This window comes from Klebsiella pneumoniae complex sp. WS1778 (genome assembly GCF_049472055.1).
In the GTDB taxonomy this organism is placed as follows: domain Bacteria; phylum Pseudomonadota; class Gammaproteobacteria; order Enterobacterales; family Enterobacteriaceae; genus Klebsiella; species Klebsiella quasipneumoniae.
In genome coordinates this window covers 310147-326317 of the sequence record NZ_JBKGTJ010000002.1, presented here as the reverse complement: position 1 = coordinate 326317, position 16171 = coordinate 310147, and the positions used below count along the sequence as shown (strand labels likewise).

Below are 16171 nucleotides of genomic sequence, written 5' to 3'. Positions count from 1 at the left end.
GCTTATCCCTAACCATAGCGAAAATAGTGGCTCAGTGTAAGGTGCTTGTAAAACACAGGTTATTTTTTTGCCCTTTGGTGACGGAAAATAGAGCAGGTTGCTGAAAAAAGAGGCGGCAGAGAGGAGGGCGGGGACGAAAAGCAGCGCCCCCGGCGGAGGGCGCTGGCGATTATCGGGCGATAAACTGATATTCCGTCAGGCTGACGTACTCCTGGCCCGGACGTAACACACAGTCCGGCTGCGGCCATTCCGGATGATTCGGCGAATCCGGGAGGAATTCGCTCTCCAGCGCCAGCCCCTGCCAGTCGGCGTAGGGCTCTGTCGTCTGCGACGGGGTGCCGCCGAGATAGTTGCCGGAGTAAAACTGCAGCGCCGGAGCGGAGGTATAGACCGTCATCTGCAGCTTACCGTCCTGCGACCAGACCTGCGCCGCAGGCTGACTGGCGTCGCCTCCGGCGTCCAGCAGGAAGGCATGATCGTATCCTTTCACCTTTTGCTGATCGGCGTCGGCGAGGAAGTCGGCGGCGATGGTTTTCGGCTGGCGGAAATCAAAGCTGGTGTTAGCAACATCTTTGAGTTCACCACCCGGGATACCGTCGCTTTCCACCGGCAGATACCTCTGGGCGAGGATCTGCAACTGGTGCTGGCGCACGTCGCCCTGGTCACCGTCGAGGTTGAAATAGACGTGATTGGTCATGTTCACCGGGCAGGGTTTATCCACGGTGGCGCGATAGGTAATCGCGATGCGGTTATCGTCGGTCAGACGATAGTGCGCGGTAGCCTGCAGCGTGCCGGGAAAGCCTTGATCGCCATCTGGCGAGGTCAGGGCGAAGAGCACTTCCTGCTCGTCGGCGCGGACGATGCGCCAGCGACGTTTATCAAACCCTTCGGGGCCGCCGTGGAGCTGGTGGCCCGCGTCGTTTGACGGCGTGACGTTGACGAGCTGGCCGTCAAGCGGGAAGCGGCTATTGCCGATGCGGTTGGCGTAGCGGCCTACCGAGGCGCCAAGAAACGCGGCCTGGCGGGTATAGTCTTCCAGCCTGGCGCAGCCCAGCAGCGGGCGGCGCAGGTTGCCATCGGCCAGCGGCACCTCGGCGCTGAGCAGCGTCGCGCCCCAGTCCGCCACGGTGACGGTCATCCCCGCCTTATTGCGCAGGGTTACCTGCTGCCAGGGCTGGCCGTCCGGCGCCAGCGCGGTGGTTTGCGTTACCATTGGCCAGCCCCCTGTGACGGTTTGCAGACATAGAACGTCTCTTTAATTCCGGTTTTCGCTTCATACTCGTTGGCAACGGCCTGCTGCACGGTATCGACCAGATCTTCCGGGACCAGCGCTACCACGCAGCCGCCAAAGCCGCCGCCGGTCATGCGCACGCCGCCTTTATCGCCGATTGTAGCCTTGACGATCTCCACCAGGGTGTCGATCTGCGGGACGGTGATCTCGAAATCATCGCGCATCGAGGCGTGGGATTCGGCCATCAGCTCGCCCATCCGCTTCAGGTCGCCTTTTTCGAGGGCGCTGGCGGCTTCCACGGTGCGGGCATTCTCCGTCAGCACATGGCGTACCCGCTTCGCGACCACCGGATCCAGCTCATGGGCGACGGCGTTGAATTGCTCAAGGGTGACATCGCGCAGAGCGGGCTGCTGGAAGAAGCGCGCGCCGGTCTCGCACTGTTCACGACGGGTGTTGTACTCGCTGCCGACGAGGGTGCGCTTAAAGTTGCTGTTGATGATCACCACCGCCACGCCTTTCGGCATCGAGACGGCTTTGGTGCCCAGAGAACGGCAGTCGATCAGCAGCGCATGGTCTTTTTTGCCCAGCGCCGAAATCAGCTGATCCATGATTCCGCAGTTGCAGCCGACGAACTGGTTTTCCGCCTCCTGGCCGTTGAGGGCGATTTGCGCGCCGTCCAGCGGCAGATGATACAGCTGCTGGAACACGGTGCCGACGGCGACCTCCAGCGAGGCTGAGGAGCTTAAGCCCGCGCCCTGCGGCACATTGCCGCTGATCACCAGATCCGCGCCGCCGAAGTGGCTGTTCCGCTGCTGCAGATGCTTCACCACGCCGCGGACATAGTTCGACCACTGCTGGCTGTCGTGGCTGATAATCGGCGCGTCGAGAGAGAATTCATCGCTCTGATTGTCGTAATCGGCGGCAATCACCCGCACGGTACGATCGTCGCGCGGCGCACAGCTGATCACCGTCTGGTAGTCGATAGCGCAGGGCAGCACAAAGCCGTCGTTGTAATCGGTATGCTCGCCGATCAGGTTGACGCGGCCTGGCGCCTGAATGACATGGCTGGCCGGGTAACCGAAGGCCTCAGCAAACAGGGTTTGGGTTTTCTCTTTCAGACTCATCATTACACTCCGGATTCACGAAAATGGACGTCGCTGACGGCGCGCAGTCGTTCGGCAGCTTGCTCGGCGGTCAGATCGCGCTGCGTTTCGGCCAGCATTTCGTAGCCAACCATAAACTTGCGGACCGTCGCGGATCGCAGCAGCGGCGGATAAAAGTGGGCGTGGAGCTGCCAGTGGTTATGGTTTTCGTCGTTAAACGGCGCGCCGTGCCAGCCCATGGAGTAGGGGAATGAGCACTGGAACAGGTTGTCGTAACGGCTGGTCAGCTTTTTCAACGCCAGCGCCAGATCGCTGCGCTGGGCGTCGGTTAAATCGGTAATACGCTGCACGGGCGCTTTCGGCAGCAGCAGCGTTTCAAACGGCCACGCGGCCCAGTAGGGCACGACCGCCAGCCAGTGCTCGGTGTCGACCACGGTGCGGCTGCCGTCGGCCAGTTCGCGCCGGGCATAGTCCAGCAGCATTGGCTGGCCCTGGCTGGCGTAATATTCTTTCTGCAGACGGTCTTCCCGTTCCGCTTCATTGGGCAGGAAGCTATTGGCCCACACCTGACCATGCGGGTGCGGGTTGGAGCAGCCCATCGCTGCCCCTTTATTTTCAAAGACCTGGACCCACGGGTAGCTTTTCCCGAGGTCCGCGGTCTGTTCCTGCCACGCTTTAACCACGCCTTCCAGCGCTTCAAGGCTCAGTTCCGGCAGCGTTTTGCTGTGGTCTGGCGAGAAGCAGATCACCCGACTGGTGCCGCGCGCGCTCTGACAGCGCATCAGCGGATCGTCACTCTCCGGGGCGTCCGGGGTGTCGGTCATCAGGGCCGCAAAGTCGTTGGTAAACACGTAGGTACCGGTGTAATTCGGATTCGTGTCGCCGGTGACCCGGGTGTTGCCCGGGCACAGGAAACAGTCCGGATCGTGGGCCGGCAAGGTCTGTTTTGCCGGCGTTTCCTGCGCCCCCTGCCAGGGGCGCTTGGCGCGATGCGGAGAAACCAGAATCCACTGCCCGGTTAACGGGTTATAACGACGATGCGGATGGTCAACGGGGTTAAATACGCTCATGAAGGTTCCTTAGTCTGGATAACCCTGCGGATGGCGGGACTGCCAGTGCCAGGTGTCCTGCGCCATTTCGTCCAGGTTGCGCGTCACGCGCCAGTTCAGCTCGCGGTCGGCCTTGGCGGCATCCGCCCAGTAGGCCGGGAGGTCGCCATCGCGGCGCGGCGCGAAATGGTAGTTAATCGGTTTGCCGCAGGCTTTGCTGAAAGCATTGACCACGTCGAGCACGCTGCTGCCGACGCCGGCGCCAAGGTTGTAGATATGAACCCCGGCTTTGTCAGCCAGTTTTTCCATGGCCGCGACGTGACCGTCAGCGAGGTCCATCACGTGGATATAATCGCGCACGCCGGTGCCATCTTCGGTCGGGTAGTCGTTACCAAACACGGCCAGCGATTCGCGACGGCCAACGGCGACCTGGGCGATGTAGGGCATCAGGTTATTCGGGATCCCCTGCGGGTCTTCACCCATGTCGCCCGACGGATGGGCGCCGACCGGGTTGAAGTAGCGCAGCAGGGCAATGCTCCACTCCGGCTGGGCTTTCTGCAGGTCGGTCAGGATCTGCTCCACCATCAGTTTGCTTTTACCGTAGGGGCTTTGCGGGGTGCCGGTCGGGAAGCTTTCGACATACGGGATTTTCGGCTGGTCGCCGTAGACGGTGGCGGAGGAGCTAAAGATGAAGTTCTTCACGCCCGCGGCGCGCATGGCGGAGACTAATTTCAGTGTGCCGGTGACGTTATTGTCGTAATATTCCAGCGGTTTGGCGACGGACTCCCCGACGGCCTTCAGCCCGGCGAAGTGGATCACCGCTTCAATGGCGTGGTCGTGGAGGATCTCGGTCATCAGCGCTTCATTACGAATATCGCCTTCAATAAAGGTGGCTTTTTTGCCGCCGAGACGCTCAATCACCGGCAGTACGCTGCGCTTGCTGTTGCAGAGATTGTCGAGGATCACCACCTCATGCCCCTGCAGCAGCAGTTGAACGCAGGTATGACTTCCAATGTAACCGCTACCACCTGTAACCAGAACTTTCATGATTCGCTCCATTCGGCTTATCGTGTATGAGGAAGATAGCATATCAAAGAAGTGAAAAGTGTGACACAGAACAAGTTAGTGAAATCGTTTACACTTGAGGGTGAAACGACATCATTTAATTTATTTTGTTTTATATACAATTGGTTATATGAGGTTGGCGCTATTTTTCTGAAAAATACCAGGGATCTTTCGATCCCCGGCAGGAGGCGTCAGGCCACGGGGCCGAGCTGATAAGTGTAACCGTCTCCACTGGGAACGAATACCAGGCGATGGGTAATACAGTCCGGGGCATCTTCCGCATGGTGCGAGACAAACAGCAGCTGCGTGGCGCCTTCGCCAATCAGGACGTCGACAAAGCGGCGTACCAGCTGGCGATTGAGGGGATCCAGCCCCTGCAGCGGTTCATCGAGGATCAGCAGGGTTGGATGCTTGACCAGCGCGCGAACGATAAGCGCCAGCCGCTGCTGGCCCCACGACAGGCTCTGAAACGGCGCGTCGGCGGTGCGCTTATCGATGCCGAGAATATCCAGCCATTGCTGCACCAGCTTATGCTGTTTATCGGACACCGCCTGATAAATGCCGATCGAGTCAAAATAGCCCGACAGAATAACGTTGCGGACGTTGGTGCTGACCCGGTAGTCCAGATGCAGGCTGCTGCTGACGTAGCCGATATGCTTTTTAATATCCCAGATGGTCTCGCCGCTGCCGCGGCGGCGGCCAAAGAGGGTGAGATCGTTGCTGTAGCCCTGCGGATGATCGCCGGTGATAAGGCTCAGCAGCGTGGATTTACCGGCGCCGTTGGGGCCGACGATCTGCCAGTGTTCGCCCGGGCTCACGGTCCATGAGAGATGGTTGATGACCGGACGATCGTTGTAGGAGACCACGCCGTCATTGAGCACGATACGCGGCGCCGAGTCTGCCAGCGCATGACGGGCTGGTGGTACATCTGGCTCCGGTAGGGTGATGCCGTCCAGTTTTTCACTGTGCGCCAGCTGAGCGACCAGCGCCTGCTGCAGAAGAGCGCGCTTCTCGCCGGTCTCGCTGAGGAGGCAATCAGCCAGCACGCCGGCGTATTGCACAAACTCCGGGATCTCATCGAAGCGGTTGAGGACCAGCACCAGGGTGAGGCCGGCGCGATGCAGGTCGGCCAGCAGGGCAGCCAGCTGCTGGCGGGAGTTGACGTCGAGGCCGTCGAAAGGTTCGTCGAGGATCAACAGTTGCGGATCGGTCATCAGGGCCTGGCACAGCAGGGTCTTACGCGTTTCGCCAGTGGACAGATACTTAAAGCGGCGGTCCAACAGGGCGCTGATGGCAAACTGTTCGGCAAGCTGCGCGCAGCGGGCAGGATCTTTCACCTCGTCCTGAATAATCTCCGCAGTGGTGCGGCCGGTATCTTCTTCTCCGGGGCTGAGCAGGTCGGTGTTATTGCGCTGCCACTCGTCGCTGACCAGCTTCTGCAGCTGTTCGAAGGAGAGACGTGTTACGCGGGAGAAGTGGCTTTCGCGCTGACCGCTGAGCAGGGTCAGGTCACCGGCCAGGGCTCGCGCGAGGGCGGATTTGCCGCTGCCGTTGCTGCCGACGAACGCCCAGCTTTCACCCGCCGCCACGCTCAGGTGGTCTATTTTTAAGGTTTTTGTATCGCTCAGGCGAAACGTGCCTTGCGAAATTTGCAATGATGACATGATGTATCCCATTTTTTGCAGCGATGTGCATCAGGGATACGACTTCAGGCGCGCAATGTCAATGGGGTCAGCATAACGTCGCGAGAATGATGCGATCGGCGTTGAAGTAAGCGATCGCCTCCGTCCCTTCCGTCAGGCCAGACGTCTGCGCCTGCGGCAGAGTGGCGCACAGGGTCTGGCCGTCCGCGAGGGTCATCAGCACTTCGCACTGCCCGGAGCCGCATTCGATATGGCTGATACGACCCGACAGCTGGTTTTCGGCCTGGCGGGCCACCGCCGGGTCGAGGGTGATGCCGACCCAGGGCGCTTTCAACAGAACCAGCACCTCCTGGCCCTCATCGAGCCCCAGCTTTTCAGCGCTCTGGGCGGTAATGGCGACGTTCAGGCGGGTCTGACCGTCGGCCAGCAGCACCTCAACGTGCTGCTGCACCTGCTGGCGATCGCGGCCGGTAATGGTGCCGAACCACTGGTTGCGGGCGCTGGTCTGCAGGGAAAAGCGCGAGATGGCCGCCAGCAGGCTGTCCAGCGGCAGGGCGTCGTCATCGCTGAGCACATCAAACGCTTTCTGCTGGATCTGCGCCAGCAGATCGTACAGTTGGATCAGACGCTGCCCGTAGCGGGTCAGCACCGCGCCGCCGCCGCCTTTGCCGCCGGTGGCGCGATCCACCAGCGGCTGTTCGCTGAGCTGGTTCATCTCGTTGATGGCATCCCACGCGCTTTTATAGCTGATGCCCGCGTGCTTCGCCCCCTGGCTTATCGAGCCGGTCTGGTCAATCTGTTTGAGCAGGGCGATCCGCCGGGGGTCGGCAAACAGGCGCTGCTGTAGCTTAAGGGTGAGAAGAATTTCAGCCTGCATAATCGTTTCCTGACAAAAAAGCGTATTGTGACCGATAGTCACCCAGTTGCAAAACCTCTGTGCGCGGTTTTGTCATTACCCACCGCACAAATGGGGCGTGTTTTTTCGGCTGAAACCGTTACAATCAGCAAATCATACTATCTGGAGTGAACCATGTTAGAGCTTTTGAAAAGTCTGGTTTTTGCGGTCATCATGGTACCGGTGGTGATGGCGGTCATCCTGGGATTGATTTACGGTCTTGGCGAAGTGTTCAACCTCTTCTCCGGCGTAGGCCACAAAGATCGCAGCCAGCAAAATCATTGATTTCCCGGCGCCCGGTTTAACCGGGCGCTGTGCTATTTCCCTCCTGTATCATTTCCCTTCGTTTTATTGTCCTGTGTCACTATAAAAATGCTCTGCATATCGTTATATTGTCGAATACATAACGCATTGACAGGAGATTCAGATGGCAGGTTCTTGGTTACGCGGGGTTATCGGGGTATCACTCACGCTGTGCGTCGCGGGTCAGGCGCTGGCGGCAGAGGGGAAAGTGACCGTTTTCGCCGCCGCATCGTTAACCAACGCGATGCAGGATATCGCCCAGGCGTATAAGAAAGAGAAAAACGTCGAGGTCGTCTCGTCGTTTGCCTCGTCGTCGACGCTGGCGCGGCAGATTGAAGCAGGCGCCCCGGCGGATCTGTTTATCTCCGCCGATCAAAAGTGGATGGACTACGCGGCTGACAAAAAGGCCATCGATCCGGCGACCCGCGCCACCCTGCTTGGCAACAGCCTGGTGGTGGTGGCGCCGAAAGCCAGCGCGCAGGGTGCGATTACCATTAATGAGAAAACCGACTGGACCAGCCTGCTGAAAGGGGGCCGTCTGGCGGTGGGCGATCCGCAGCACGTTCCGGCAGGGATCTACGCCAAAGAAGCGCTGCAGAAACTGGGCGCCTGGGAGACCCTGTCGCCGAAGCTTGCGCCGGCGGAAGACGTGCGCGGCGCGCTGGCGCTGGTGGAGCGTAGCGAAGCGCCGTTGGGCATCGTCTACGGATCGGATGCCGTGGCCAGCAAAGGGGTGAAAGTGGTGGGCACCTTCCCGGAGGCGTCGCATCAGAAAGTCGAATACCCGCTGGCGATTGTCGATGGCCACCGCAATGCGGCCGTGAGCGCTTTCTATGACTACCTGAAAGGGCCTGAAGCGTCCGCGATTTTCCAACGTTACGGATTTACCACCCGCTGATGTTTCTGAGCGAACCCGAATGGCAGGCGGTGCTGCTGAGCCTGAAAGTCTCCTCCCTGGCGGTGGCCTTGAGCCTGCCCTTTGGCATCTTTTTTTCCTGGCTGCTGGTCAGGCGCACCTTCCCCGGCAAGGCGCTGCTCGACAGCCTTCTCCATCTGCCGCTGGTGCTGCCGCCGGTGGTGGTGGGATATCTGCTGCTGGTGGCCATGGGGCGGCGCGGGTTTATTGGCAGCTGGCTGTATGACTGGTTCGGCATCAGCTTTGCCTTCAGCTGGCGCGGGGCGGTGCTGGCGGCGGCGGTGATGTCTTTCCCGCTGATGGTGCGCGCCATCCGCCTGGCGCTGGAGGGGGTGGACATCAAACTGGAGCAGGCGGCGAGAACCCTCGGGGCCAGCCGCTGGCGGGTATTTTGCACCATTACGCTGCCGCTGACTCTGCCGGGAATTATTGTTGGCACGGTGCTGGCCTTCGCCCGCTCGTTAGGGGAATTTGGCGCGACCATCACCTTCGTCTCCAATATTCCCGGCGAAACGCGTACCCTGCCTTCGGCGATGTACACCCTGATCCAGACTCCGGGCGGGGAGGGGGCGGCGGCTCGTCTGTGCCTCATCGCTATCGGCCTGGCGCTGGTCTCGCTCTTGATATCAGAATGGCTGGCCCGCGTGAGCCGCCAGCGCATAGGAGGATAATGATGCTGGAGCTGGACTTTACCCAGACCCTCGGCAGCCACTGTCTGCAGATCCGTGAAACGCTGCCCAGCAGCGGGATCACCGCCATCTTTGGCGTCTCCGGCGCCGGGAAAACGTCGTTGATCAACGCTATCAGCGGCCTGACCCGGCCGCAGGCGGGGCGGATCGTGCTCAACGGCAGGGTGCTGAACGACACCGCGCAGCGTATCTACCTGGCGCCGGAGCAGCGGCGGATCGGCTATGTCTTTCAGGATGCGCGCCTGTTTCCCCACTATAAAGTGCGCGGCAATCTACAGTACGGCATGGCGAAATCCATGGTCAGCCAGTTCGATAAGCTGGTGGAGCTGCTGGGGATCGCTCCCTTGCTGGATCGCCTGCCTGGCCGGTTATCCGGCGGCGAAAAGCAGCGTGTAGCCATCGGCCGCGCTTTGCTGACCGCGCCGGAGCTGCTGCTGCTGGACGAGCCGCTGGCCTCGCTGGATATTCCGCGCAAACGCGAACTGTTGCCCTATTTGCAGCGACTGGCACAGGAGATCCATATTCCGATGCTTTACGTCAGCCACTCGCTGGACGAGATCCAGCATCTGGCCGATCGCGTGCTGGTGCTGGAGGCCGGTAAGGTGAAGGCTTTCGGTCCGCTGGAGGAGGTCTGGAGCAGCAGCGTGATGCACCCCTGGTTGCCGGCGGAACAGCAGAGTACGATCCTCAGCGCCACCATCGCCGCGCAGCATCCGCAGTACGCGATGACCGCGCTGACGCTGGGGGATCAAATGCTGTGGGTCAACCGGCTCGAACGTCCCGCAGGTGATACCGCGCGGATCCGCATTCAGGCGTCGGATGTTTCGCTGGTGCTGGCCCAACCGTCCGCCACCAGCATCCGCAACATCTTGCGCGCCGAGGTGGTTCAGTGTCTGGAGGTCAACGGACAGATCGAGGTTCAGCTCAGGGTGAGCGGCCATCCTCTGTGGGCTCGAATCAGCCCGTGGGCGCGGGATGACCTGGCGATAGCGCCAGGCCAGCAGGTGTTTGCCCAGATCAAAAGCGTGTCGATCGCCGCCTGATCACAGCAGCTGACGGTAGATAAACTCGGCGATGCTGGCGGACTCATTGTCCCCGATGACCACGTTGGCGCGGGCTTTGACCTCGTCCACCGCATTGCCCATCGCCACCCCGGTGCCTGCTGCTTCCAGCATACTCAGATCGTTGTAGTTATCGCCGAAGGCCACCACATTCTGCATCGACAGCCCCTGGTCAGCGACCCACTGCGCCAGGCGTTTGCCTTTGCTGTTGCCGGCGCGGGCAATATCCACCTGGTCGTGCCACGACCATTCGCACGCCAGGCCCAGCGTCTCGCCGACCTCCTGCGCAAAGCGCTGCAGACGGGGAATGTCATCGTCGGTGAGGGCGAATTTCCATACCGCCTTGACCTCGCGGACCGCCTGCGCCAGCGAGTCGACCTGGCTGAAGACCGGGCGCTGATCCTCCGGTAGCGCCTGCGCCCAGTTGCGGGTGCGGATCACATGCCCGGTGGGCTGTTCGTAAAGCATCGCGTCATCCACATAGGCCAGACCGTGGATCTGCTGTTCGGCGAGCATGGCGGTGAGGCTTACCGCGTGTTCCACCGACATAGGATCGGCCGCCAAAACCTTTTTTGCGTGATAATCATACAAATAAGTGCCATTACAACAAATTGCAGGTGTATCGAGGGCCAGTGCCTGATAAAAAGGATGAATAGCGACGTGATGACGTCCGGTAACGACGATCACCTGGTAGCCCGCCTCTCTGGCGCGGGCCAGCGCTTCCAGCGAAGCGGGCAGGATGGTTTTTTTGCTGGTAAGCAGGGTGCCGTCTAAATCCAGGGCAATCACGCGTGTTGTCATGTGTTATTTCCGGTTGATGTTGAAAAGTACCTGGCCATGATGGTACACCGCCGTGGCGTCAGGACCAATTTTTCCACATCTGCCGTGAATGTCTGTATGCCCTTTGTGCCGCCTTCCGTCGGTAATTCGGTCGGCGATGCGAGTATCATGGGCGGATGTCTTATAATTTTCAGGGTGCTGTTATCCTGAAAATGAAAAATCCACGTGCAGTGAGGGAAGGAGTAGTCATGAAACAAACCGTTTATACCGCCAGCCCGGAAAGCCAACAAATCCACGTCTGGAGTCTTGAAGCGGACGGCAAACTGACGCTGGTGCAGGTGGTTGATGCCCCGGGTCAGGTCCAGCCGATGGTGGTCAGTCCCAATAAGGAGTATCTGTACGTTGGCGTTCGTCCGGAGTTTCGCGTGTTAGCTTATCGCATCACGCCGGATAACGGGGCGTTGACCTTTGCGGGGGAAGCGGCGCTGCCGGGCAGCCCGACCCACATTTCTACCGATCATCATGGCCGCTTTGTCTTCAGCGCCTCCTACAATCAGGGCTGCGTCAGCGTGACCCCGCTGCAGGATGGCCTGCCGGGTGAAACTATCACCGTGGTGGAAGGGCTGGAAGGCTGCCACTCGGCCAATATCTCCCCTGACAACCGTACCCTGTGGGTGCCGGCGCTGAAGCAGGATCGCATCTGCCTGTTTACCCTCAGCGAAGATGGTTTCCTCTCCGCCCAGGAGCCAGCGGAAGTCACCACCGTCGAGGGGGCGGGTCCGCGCCACATGGTGTTCCATCCGAATCAGCAGTATGGTTACTGCGTCAATGAGCTGAACAGCTCAATTGACGTTTGGGAGCTGAAAGACCCGAATGGCAACATCGAATGTGTACAAACTCTGGATATGATGCCGCCTGATTTCACCGGCGTGCGCTGGGCGGCGGATATTCATATCACTCCGGACGGGCGTCATTTGTACGCCTGCGATCGTACCGCCAGCATCATCACGGTGTTCAGCGTGTCGGAAGATGGTAGCGTGCTGGCGGTGGAAGGCTATCAGCCGACCGAGACCCAGCCGCGCGGCTTTAATCTCGATCACAGCGGTAAGTATCTGATTGCCGCCGGGCAGAAGTCGCACCATATCGCGGTGTACGAAATTACCGGCGAGCAGGGGCTGCTGCAGGAGAAAGGCCGCTATGCGGTCGGGCAGGGACCGATGTGGGTGGTGGTCAACGCTCACTGATCCGTCAGGCGGTAAAAGAAAAAACCTCGCGTGAGCGAGGTTTTTTTGATCAGAGCGGACAGGCTCTGTAGGGAAGGTGTTGCCCTGGTAGACCTGAAGCGTGAAAACCTTAGATATCGTCAATGGTGTAGCCGACGACAATCTCCAGCGTTTTACGGATCACGTCTGCGGTCACCACGTCATCGGTGCTTTCCAGCGCCTGAATCAGCCATAAAATAATGGCCTTATTGTTCAGGTGACCCTCGGACTGGAGAATACTGTTGATGGCCAGCGACATCACGGCGGACTCATCAACCAGCTTATCACCGGCGTTACGGAAATAGTCGGAGAGCGCGGTGTCCTGCAGTCCTGCGTAAATATCGGGTTGCTGATGCATAGTCTGTCTCATCACATTCTCACTCTGTGTTATTCACCATGGTTGGGAGACTCAGTGGATCTTTTTACCTTCCAGCGCCATGGCGCTTTGTGTCGGCGAACCTCGGGTTTCCCAACGGCCATTGATTTTCTTTACCTGCAAAGGCGCTTGCTTGCGCTGACGGGCAAGCTTCGCGCAAATTTCTTCGATCACGGCAGCGATGAGCTTTCTTCGCTGTCGGTCTGACTCTGTCGCCTGCATCAACCGAAGTCGCACCAGCAGGGTCGGGGTGGTAATCGGGCGATTCGTTTTCAGAAGCGCGAGCACCGCCTCGCCGATGATCTCATCGGTGATTTCCTCAGTTTCACTGCTATTCATAACCGTCTCTCTGCATGCCACTCTCTCCCTGAACCTGCGAACGGGCATTCAGGTCAGCAGCAGGTTTGTGGAAGCGATCGCCCCTCATCTGCTACTGCGGCGCAACAGGCGACGATCGATGACGTTATTCCTGACCGGCAAACAGCAGACCAATTAAGGTCTGATAGTGACTCTCTTCCTCGGGGGCACGGGCGCGGTCGAGGCGGCTCAACAGTTTGGTGCACAGCGCTTTGCGGTTGAGATGACGCCCTTCGTTGAGAATATCCATCACAATCTGACCCAGCGTTTCCTGCTGGGAAGGTAACGATGCTTTGTTGAAATACTGGGCAATTGCGTTCGCTGTATCTGGAATGTAACCATTCTGCTGCATATGTGCTCCTTTCATTTCATTCATCTGTTAACTGCCATTAAACTTATACAATATTTACTAACCTGTACACACAAAGTTGCACAGAAATGATTCAAAACGTGTTAACATTTTGATTTATAATCGGTTAATTTTTTATGTTTAGTGTGTTTCTGGCTTGTGAAGGTAGGGTTTAGCGTTGCATGTTGTACAAGAAAAGAAAAATGAAAAAGCCTTGCACAAAAAAGGGATTTTTAGTGTATCTTTTTTGTTAAGACAAAACCTAGTTTTACAAGACGATTAGCCTGATAACTGCTACTGTGAATGCTTACCCTCCCATCTGGAATCACTATGCTAACCACCATCATTTATCGCAGCCATATCTGCGACAATGTCTCATTCAAATCGATCGAGGCCATGGTCGCCAGGGCAAACGAAAGAAATGGGCAGGCGGACGTCACCGGTATTTTACTTTTTAACGGGACGCATTTTTTTCAACTCATTGAGGGGCCTGAAGAAAAGGTTCGGGATATTTATCAGCATATTTGCCGCGATCCCCGCCACTATAACCTGGTGGAGCTTCTGTGCGACTATGCGCCGTCCCGCCGTTTCGGTAATGTCGGCATGGAACTGTTTGATTTACGCGAACATGATCGCGAGGAAGTGCTGCAGACGGTGATGGACCGCGGGACCTCAAAATATCAGCTCACCTATGACGACCGGGCACTGCAATTTTTCCGCACCTTCGTCGAATCAACGGAAAAAGCGAACTATTTTGAGATTCCTTCCGCTGACAGCTGGGTATTCATCCCCGATCAGAATACTTTCTATCCTGATACCCCGATAATTGATAATAAGGAAAGCTGGTCCTTTGCCTTCCAGCCGATCGTCGACCCTTTCGCCTGCGAAATTATTTCGTGGGAAGCGCTGTTACGCGCACCGGACGGCCAGTCGCCTGGCGCCTATTTTGCCGGGCTTTCCGGGGACGACATTTATCTCGCCGATCTGCACAGTAAACGGGTGGCGCTGTCGCTGGCAGGGAAATTAGGCTTACGTAATAAGGCGTTAAGTATTAATCTACTACCGATGACGCTGGTTAAAGCGCCGAACGCGGTGGGTTTCCTGCTCGATCAAATTCAGCGTAATGATCTTATTCCTGAGCAGATTATTGTCGAGTTTACCGAGCGGGAAGTGATTTCGCGGATGGATGATTTTACCGATGCGGTGCGAAAGCTAAAGGGGGCGGGCATCAATCTCGCCATCGATCACTTCGGCGCCGGGTTTGCGGGGCTGTCACTGCTGGCGCAATACCAGCCCGACAGAATTAAAATCGACCATGAGCTGATCCGCAATATCCACCAGGATGGGCCGCGCCAGTCGATTGTACAGGCGATTATCAAATGCTGTTTTTCACTGGAGATTGCGGTCTCAGCCGTCGGCGTTGAGCGCGCTGAAGAGTGGATGTGGCTGGAATCAGCCGGTATTTCACAGTTTCAGGGGAATTTGTTCGCCAGCGCGCGCCTGGGGGGCTTGCCTGCCGTCGCCTGGCCAGAGAAAAAATGATCCATCTCGAAATCAGCTAATTATTTTTTCATCTTTTTCCCAAGCGCTGTGAGCCACAACCTGATATCTTTATCTGTACAAGAAAATAGAGTTGTACAGGATGCCTGAATTCGTTAGTTTAGGTATTAAAGTATCAGGTTGATGTGAGGCTGCTATGGCGTTTTACAGTATCGGTGAAGTCGCCGAACGTTGCGGAATCAATCCGGTCACCCTGCGCGCCTGGCAGCGTCGTTACGGGCTACTGAAGCCGCAGCGTAGCGAAGGCGGGCATCGACAATTTGATGAAGAAGATATCCTGCGCATTGAAGAGATCAAGCGCTGGATAGAGCGTGGTGTATCAGTAGGGAAAGTTAAAGCGCTGCTGGAGGATAACCTGCCGGCGGCGCGCGACGAATCCGCGCATCTTCAGGAAGAGATGATGTCCATTCTGCGTTATATGCAGCCTGCCAGAATCCGTGCCAAATTAATGGCGCTAAGCCATCAACACCCCGTCGACACGCTCATCGATAGCCTGTTAGTGCCGGTACGTCAGCGTCTGAAGCTCGATCAGAATACCTCGCTGGTGATTAGCAGTATGCTGGATGGTCTGTTGATTGACTGCGTGGCGCTGTTTCTTGCCGAAGCGCGTAAGAAGAACGGCAGGGAGACGCTGCTGGTGGGCTGGAGCAATGAGGACAGGACCCGTCTGTGGCTGGAAGCATGGCGTCTTTCCCAGCGTGGCTGGCACGTCAACGTCCTCGCCGAACCGCTGGAGTCGCCGCGGCCCGAGCTGTTTCCCGGCCAGCATATCTTCGTCTGGACCGGACGCGCTGCCACCCCTCTGCAGGAAGAGCTGCTCAGCCACTGGCAAGAGCAGGGCTTCAGCATCCATTTTCACGGTAATAATTAATCGCCCCGATCCGCAAAGCAGACCGGGGCTAACGCGCCGGGTTACAGGTGGATCTGGCTCCAGGATTTAAAGGTTTCGCTGCGGCTGATATTAAAAAAATCGGTCCTACCGCTACAGCCGAGCTTTTTAATCAGATTCAGCCGGATCTGATAAATGGTTTTAATATGCAGATTCAGCGACCGGCCAATGCTGGCGACCGCTTCGCCATTGCTGATAAGTTGAATCACTTTCTTTTCCCGCTCGGTAAACTGCACCGAGGCGCCCGGCGCCGGGTGGGTTTTATAGTAGCGGGTGGGCTGGTGCAGAAATATCTTTAACTCTTCCGGCGTTGAATTGGCCGGTAAGCGCAGCATAGGCAGTTCACTCAGAAAATTAAGATCGTTGCCTTCGGTTAACAGAATAAATAACGTATCCCGACGGTTATAGTTGTGCTGCAGTACTGCGAAATAATTGTCGCTGGTAAAGAAAACATGTTTTTTGCGAAAGTAAGATGCCGGCAGACTATTCAGGATCAGCGACATCCCGTAGAGAAGAAAACGATTATCAAACCACAGATCGTAATGTTCAGTACGATAGCAGGTATTATGGTGTGACATTTTATTTGCCTCAGTTAGCCGATAAAGACCCAGGCGTGCCGGCACCGCGGGGGTGAGCCTGCTGC

General features: G+C 57.8%; 18 protein-coding genes. 7 read left to right on the top strand and 11 right to left on the bottom strand.

Going from position 1 to position 16171, the window contains the following annotated elements:
- Positions 1-169: 169 nt before the first annotated feature.
- The 6 genes from galM to modE all read right to left on the bottom strand — a co-directional run bounded on the left by galM (position 170) and on the right by modE (position 6968).
- Positions 170-1213: a galactose-1-epimerase gene (gene galM, locus ACLEXF_RS11490; protein ID WP_114505806.1), complete on the bottom strand. Its 1044-nt coding sequence runs from the start codon at positions 1211-1213 to the stop codon at positions 170-172.
- Positions 1207-2355 carry a galactokinase gene (gene galK, locus ACLEXF_RS11485; RefSeq protein WP_043521777.1) on the bottom strand — a complete coding sequence of 383 codons (1149 nt, stop codon included), beginning with the start codon at positions 2353-2355 and terminating at the stop codon, positions 1207-1209. The genes galM and galK overlap by 7 nt, the downstream gene beginning before the upstream one ends.
- Positions 2356-2357: 2 nt before the next feature.
- A complete protein-coding gene (gene galT, locus ACLEXF_RS11480) occupies positions 2358-3404 on the bottom strand; it encodes a galactose-1-phosphate uridylyltransferase (RefSeq protein WP_004886023.1) in 1047 nt (348 codons plus the stop codon).
- A gap of 9 nt (positions 3405-3413) precedes the next feature.
- Positions 3414-4430 (bottom strand): UDP-glucose 4-epimerase GalE, encoded by a 1017-nt coding sequence (gene galE / locus ACLEXF_RS11475; RefSeq protein ID WP_017899610.1) that lies wholly within the window; start codon positions 4428-4430, stop codon positions 3414-3416.
- 209 nt (positions 4431-4639) lie between these two features.
- Positions 4640-6112 (bottom strand): molybdate ABC transporter ATP-binding protein ModF, encoded by a 1473-nt coding sequence (modF, locus tag ACLEXF_RS11470; protein WP_114505807.1) that lies wholly within the window; start codon positions 6110-6112, stop codon positions 4640-4642.
- Between the two features lie 67 nt (positions 6113-6179).
- Positions 6180-6968, bottom strand: a complete 789-nt coding sequence (gene modE / locus ACLEXF_RS11465; RefSeq protein WP_004886029.1) for a molybdenum-dependent transcriptional regulator — start codon at positions 6966-6968, stop codon at positions 6180-6182.
- A gap of 153 nt (positions 6969-7121) precedes the next feature.
- Between modE and ACLEXF_RS11460 the strand changes: the two genes are divergently transcribed.
- The 4 genes from ACLEXF_RS11460 to modC all read left to right on the top strand — a co-directional run bounded on the left by ACLEXF_RS11460 (position 7122) and on the right by modC (position 9937).
- Positions 7122-7271, top strand: coding sequence for an AcrZ family multidrug efflux pump-associated protein (locus tag ACLEXF_RS11460; RefSeq protein WP_002895156.1), 150 nt, complete (start codon positions 7122-7124; stop codon positions 7269-7271).
- A 142-nt stretch (positions 7272-7413) separates the two neighbouring features.
- Complete coding sequence (modA, locus tag ACLEXF_RS11455; protein ID WP_114505808.1) at positions 7414-8187, top strand: molybdate ABC transporter substrate-binding protein; 774 nt, start codon at positions 7414-7416, stop codon at positions 8185-8187.
- Complete coding sequence (gene modB / locus ACLEXF_RS11450; RefSeq protein WP_080837401.1) at positions 8187-8876, top strand: molybdate ABC transporter permease subunit; 690 nt, start codon at positions 8187-8189, stop codon at positions 8874-8876. Before modA ends, modB begins: the two co-directional genes overlap by 1 nt.
- A 2-nt stretch (positions 8877-8878) precedes the next feature.
- Positions 8879-9937, top strand: coding sequence for a molybdenum ABC transporter ATP-binding protein ModC (modC, locus tag ACLEXF_RS11445; RefSeq protein ID WP_080837405.1), 1059 nt, complete (start codon positions 8879-8881; stop codon positions 9935-9937).
- Here modC and ACLEXF_RS11440 read toward each other — a convergent pair whose 3' ends face one another.
- Entirely contained in the window at positions 9938-10756 is an 819-nt protein-coding gene (locus ACLEXF_RS11440) for a pyridoxal phosphatase (RefSeq protein ID WP_004886041.1), read from the bottom strand.
- A 227-nt stretch (positions 10757-10983) separates the two neighbouring features.
- Between ACLEXF_RS11440 and pgl the strand changes: the two genes are divergently transcribed.
- Positions 10984-11979, top strand: coding sequence for a 6-phosphogluconolactonase (gene pgl / locus ACLEXF_RS11435; protein ID WP_004886043.1), 996 nt, complete (start codon positions 10984-10986; stop codon positions 11977-11979).
- A 109-nt stretch (positions 11980-12088) separates the two neighbouring features.
- Here pgl and ACLEXF_RS11430 read toward each other — a convergent pair whose 3' ends face one another.
- The 3 genes from ACLEXF_RS11430 to ycgZ form a co-directional block, all read right to left on the bottom strand.
- Positions 12089-12355: a biofilm development regulator YmgB/AriR family protein gene (locus tag ACLEXF_RS11430; RefSeq protein WP_423265766.1), complete on the bottom strand. Its 267-nt coding sequence runs from the start codon at positions 12353-12355 to the stop codon at positions 12089-12091.
- Positions 12356-12406: 51 nt separating this feature from the next.
- Positions 12407-12712 (bottom strand): hypothetical protein, encoded by a 306-nt coding sequence (locus tag ACLEXF_RS11425; RefSeq protein WP_017899616.1) that lies wholly within the window; start codon positions 12710-12712, stop codon positions 12407-12409.
- Positions 12713-12836: 124 nt separating this feature from the next.
- Positions 12837-13082 carry a regulatory protein YcgZ gene (gene ycgZ / locus ACLEXF_RS11420; protein WP_004151693.1) on the bottom strand — a complete coding sequence of 82 codons (246 nt, stop codon included), beginning with the start codon at positions 13080-13082 and terminating at the stop codon, positions 12837-12839.
- Between the two features lie 327 nt (positions 13083-13409).
- Between ycgZ and ACLEXF_RS11415 the strand changes: the two genes are divergently transcribed.
- Both ACLEXF_RS11415 and ACLEXF_RS11410 read left to right on the top strand, forming a co-directional pair.
- Positions 13410-14621, top strand: a complete 1212-nt coding sequence (locus tag ACLEXF_RS11415; RefSeq protein ID WP_004886055.1) for a diguanylate phosphodiesterase — start codon at positions 13410-13412, stop codon at positions 14619-14621.
- Between the two features lie 154 nt (positions 14622-14775).
- Positions 14776-15510, top strand: coding sequence for a MerR family transcriptional regulator (locus tag ACLEXF_RS11410; protein ID WP_017899619.1), 735 nt, complete (start codon positions 14776-14778; stop codon positions 15508-15510).
- Between the two features lie 41 nt (positions 15511-15551).
- On the opposite strand, the gene ACLEXF_RS11405 is transcribed toward ACLEXF_RS11410, so the two are convergent.
- Positions 15552-16106: a helix-turn-helix transcriptional regulator gene (locus ACLEXF_RS11405; RefSeq protein ID WP_017899620.1), complete on the bottom strand. Its 555-nt coding sequence runs from the start codon at positions 16104-16106 to the stop codon at positions 15552-15554.
- Positions 16107-16171: the final 65 nt, after the last annotated feature.

Excerpts from the sequence above, each read along its gene's own strand:
- galM (WP_114505806.1), bottom strand. The coding sequence starts at position 1,213 with ATGGTAACGCAAACCACCGCGCTGGCGCCGGACGGCCAGCCCTGGCAG.
- galK (WP_043521777.1), bottom strand. The coding sequence starts at position 2,355 with ATGAGTCTGAAAGAGAAAACCCAAACCCTGTTTGCTGAGGCCTTCGGT.
- galT (WP_004886023.1), bottom strand. The coding sequence starts at position 3,404 with ATGAGCGTATTTAACCCCGTTGACCATCCGCATCGTCGTTATAACCCG.
- galE (WP_017899610.1), bottom strand. The coding sequence starts at position 4,430 with ATGAAAGTTCTGGTTACAGGTGGTAGCGGTTACATTGGAAGTCATACC.
- modF (WP_114505807.1), bottom strand. The coding sequence starts at position 6,112 with ATGTCATCATTGCAAATTTCGCAAGGCACGTTTCGCCTGAGCGATACA.
- modE (WP_004886029.1), bottom strand. The coding sequence starts at position 6,968 with ATGCAGGCTGAAATTCTTCTCACCCTTAAGCTACAGCAGCGCCTGTTT.
- ACLEXF_RS11460 (WP_002895156.1), top strand. The coding sequence starts at position 7,122 with ATGTTAGAGCTTTTGAAAAGTCTGGTTTTTGCGGTCATCATGGTACCG.
- modA (WP_114505808.1), top strand. The coding sequence starts at position 7,414 with ATGGCAGGTTCTTGGTTACGCGGGGTTATCGGGGTATCACTCACGCTG.
- modB (WP_080837401.1), top strand. The coding sequence starts at position 8,187 with ATGTTTCTGAGCGAACCCGAATGGCAGGCGGTGCTGCTGAGCCTGAAA.
- modC (WP_080837405.1), top strand. The coding sequence starts at position 8,879 with ATGCTGGAGCTGGACTTTACCCAGACCCTCGGCAGCCACTGTCTGCAG.
- ACLEXF_RS11440 (WP_004886041.1), bottom strand. The coding sequence starts at position 10,756 with ATGACAACACGCGTGATTGCCCTGGATTTAGACGGCACCCTGCTTACC.
- pgl (WP_004886043.1), top strand. The coding sequence starts at position 10,984 with ATGAAACAAACCGTTTATACCGCCAGCCCGGAAAGCCAACAAATCCAC.
- ACLEXF_RS11430 (WP_423265766.1), bottom strand. The coding sequence starts at position 12,355 with ATGCATCAGCAACCCGATATTTACGCAGGACTGCAGGACACCGCGCTC.
- ACLEXF_RS11425 (WP_017899616.1), bottom strand. The coding sequence starts at position 12,712 with ATGAATAGCAGTGAAACTGAGGAAATCACCGATGAGATCATCGGCGAG.
- ycgZ (WP_004151693.1), bottom strand. The coding sequence starts at position 13,082 with ATGCAGCAGAATGGTTACATTCCAGATACAGCGAACGCAATTGCCCAG.
- ACLEXF_RS11415 (WP_004886055.1), top strand. The coding sequence starts at position 13,410 with ATGCTAACCACCATCATTTATCGCAGCCATATCTGCGACAATGTCTCA.
- ACLEXF_RS11410 (WP_017899619.1), top strand. The coding sequence starts at position 14,776 with ATGGCGTTTTACAGTATCGGTGAAGTCGCCGAACGTTGCGGAATCAAT.
- ACLEXF_RS11405 (WP_017899620.1), bottom strand. The coding sequence starts at position 16,106 with ATGTCACACCATAATACCTGCTATCGTACTGAACATTACGATCTGTGG.